The 2,323-nt window shown below is 76.4% G+C and carries 3 protein-coding genes; 1 reads left to right on the top strand and 2 read right to left on the bottom strand.

All coding sequences use genetic code 11. From position 1 onward, the window contains the following. Positions 1-325: 325 nt before the first annotated feature. Together LCE31_RS38985 and LCE31_RS38980 are read right to left on the bottom strand one after the other, a co-directional pair. The gene (locus LCE31_RS38985; protein WP_225022980.1) at positions 326-1,105 is read right to left on the bottom strand and encodes a class I SAM-dependent methyltransferase; all 780 of its coding nucleotides are present in this window, start codon (positions 1,103-1,105) and stop codon (positions 326-328) included. 62 nt (positions 1,106-1,167) lie between these two features. After that, positions 1,168-1,911 carry a prepilin peptidase gene (locus LCE31_RS38980; protein WP_225022979.1) on the bottom strand — a complete coding sequence of 248 codons (744 nt, stop codon included), beginning with the start codon at positions 1,909-1,911 and terminating at the stop codon, positions 1,168-1,170. A gap of 59 nt (positions 1,912-1,970) precedes the next feature. Here LCE31_RS38980 and LCE31_RS38975 point away from each other — a divergent pair. Further along, positions 1,971-2,323, top strand: a 353-nt coding sequence (locus tag LCE31_RS38975) for a DUF192 domain-containing protein (protein ID WP_225022977.1), incomplete at its 3' end; no start/stop codon positions are given.

The raw sequence follows: 2,323 nt of genomic DNA, 5'->3' as shown, positions 1-2,323 counted from the left end.
TGCCTGGGGGGCGCGTCGAGCGCGTGGAGGGGCGTGCGCGCGTGAGGGCATGAAAAACGGGCCGGTCCGTGGGGGGGGATACGGACCGGCCCGAGGGGGGGTTTCCACCATAACCCTTCGTAAGGGCTGCCGACAGCCATGTCGGCGAAGGATGACGCTCCGGAGGCGCTCGGATGCCCGGTGTGGCCTTGCCGTTCCGGCCTCCCGGCGGTTTCGCGGAGGTCCCGCGCGGCCGCCGCGCGCCGGGTGTGTCGTAACCCTCAGGAGCGAAGGCGGGCCGAGGCACCGCCTTGACGGGGCCGCGCCGCGCCGCCGAAGGCGCCGCTCAGGGCCGCCGCGGCGTGCGGGCCTCGATCAGGAATCGGGTGGTCGTGGCGGTGAACGGGCCGTCGCGCCGGATGGCGGCGTGCAGCTCGGCGAGCCGGTCCCGGTAGCGCTCCACGGTGAAGCCCGGCACCATCCAGACCACCTTGCGCAGGAAGTACACGACCGCGCCGACGTCGCGGAACTCGGTGCGCAGCGCCGCCGTACGCAGATCGGTCACATCGAGTCCGGCCGCCTCGGCGGCGGCAGCGGCGGCCTCCGGGTCGCGCCTGGCGCGCACGGCGTCGGACTGCGGCCCGAGGAAGTACTCGACCAGTTCGAAGACGGAGGCGGGGCCGACCTCCTGGGAGAGGTACGTGCCGCCGGGGCCCAGTACGCGCGCGATCTCGTCCCACCGGACCCGTACCGGGTGGCGGCTGACGACCAGGTCGAACGCGGCGTCCGCGAACGGCAGCGGCGCACCCTCCGCCGTGGCGACGACGGCGGCACCGCGCGGGCGCAGCCGGGCGGTGGCGCGGGCGACGTTCGGCGGCCACGACTCGGTGGCAACCGTCAGCGGGGCCAACCGCGGGACGCTGTCGAGGACTTCGCCGCCACCCGTCTCGACGTCGAGCGCCGCGCGGGCACGGGACATCCGGTCGGCGACCGTACGCGCGTAGCCCCAGGGCGGGCGCTGCTCCGTGGCACGGTCGTCGAGCCAGGAGAACTCCCAGCCGTCGACGGGGACGGCGGCGGCCTCGGAGACCAGGTCGTCGAAGGAACGGTGGTGTGCGTCGGGCATGCGCCCGATGCTGGCAGGCCGGGCGGCCTGGACGCGAACGAGTTCCGGCCGCCCGGCCCGTGTCAGGCCGTGAGCCCGCCCGCGAGCAGCCCGGCGAACGCCCCGGCAATCATGAAGGGGCCGAACGGGATGGCCGCCTTGCGCCCCGCGCGGCGCAGGACCATCAGGCCGAGGCCGTACAGCGCGCCGAGCAGGAACCCGGCGAAGGCCCCGGCGAACAGGACGGGCCAGCCATACCAGCCGAGGGCGCAGCCGAGCGGCAGCGCGAGTTTCACATCGCCGAAGCCGAGGCCGCCGGGGTTGAACAGGAACAGGACGAAGTAGCCGGCACCGAGGGCGAGGCCGCCGAGCAGTGCGGTGGCCCACGACCCCCGGTGCCCCGGGACGAGGGCGGCGGCGCCGAGGAGGAGCGGGGCGGCGGCCGCGAGCGGCAGGGTCAGCTGGTCGGGCAGCCGGCGCACCGCGCGGTCCACCGAGCCGAGCAGGGCCGCCGCGGGCGCGAGCAGGAGCCAGACGGCCAGCTCGGGACGCGGGCCGGTGGCGGCGGCGAGGGCGCCGCAGGCGAGAGCGCAGGCAAGGGCCGCGACGACGGCGCGCACGCCCGGCGTACGGGTCCTGCGGCAGCGGGGGCAGGGCGTACGACCGGCCCAGCCGGCGGCCCCGGCGGGCAGCGGATGGCCGGCGGGGCAGGCGCGCCGCCACGGTTCGCCGGGCGCGACGGCGAGCCGGTACGCGGCCCGCGGCAGCAGGAGGGCGAACGCGGCGCCCCAGAGCAGCGCGACGGCGGTGATCAGCACGGCGTCCACGCAATCGACTGTAGCCGGACGGGCGTTGGCACGGCGCCGACGCGTTAATCTCGGGCCCCATGGGCGTATGGCGGGACGGCGGCGGGGTCTTGACGGTCACCGCGCGAGCGGGAGAAGCGGCCGGCGGCGGGGTCTCCCGAGGGGCGCCCGTGGCCGTGCCGTTGGAGATCGCCGGATCGTACGGGACACGGCGGCGCGGCCTGCTCGGGCGGGACGGCATCGAGGGGGCGCTGCTGCTGACGCCGTGCGGGAGTGTGCACACGTTCGGGATGCGCTTCGCGATCGACGTGGCGTATCTCGACCGCCGCATGCGGGTGTTGCGGGTGCAGACACTGCGTCCGGGCCGCATGCCGCTGCCGCGGCCGCGCGCGCGGCACGTACTGGAGGCGGAGGCGGGCGCGATGGCGGGGTG

The sequence above is a fragment of the Streptomyces sp. 8L genome, assembly GCF_020176795.1.
Lineage (GTDB): Bacteria > Actinomycetota > Actinomycetes > Streptomycetales > Streptomycetaceae > Streptomyces.
The sequence above is the reverse complement of the archived record's forward strand: the minus strand, read 5'-3'. Positions and strand labels throughout refer to the sequence as shown.

Excerpts from the sequence above, each read along its gene's own strand:
- LCE31_RS38985 (WP_225022980.1), bottom strand. The coding sequence starts at position 1,105 with ATGCCCGACGCACACCACCGTTCCTTCGACGACCTGGTCTCCGAGGCC.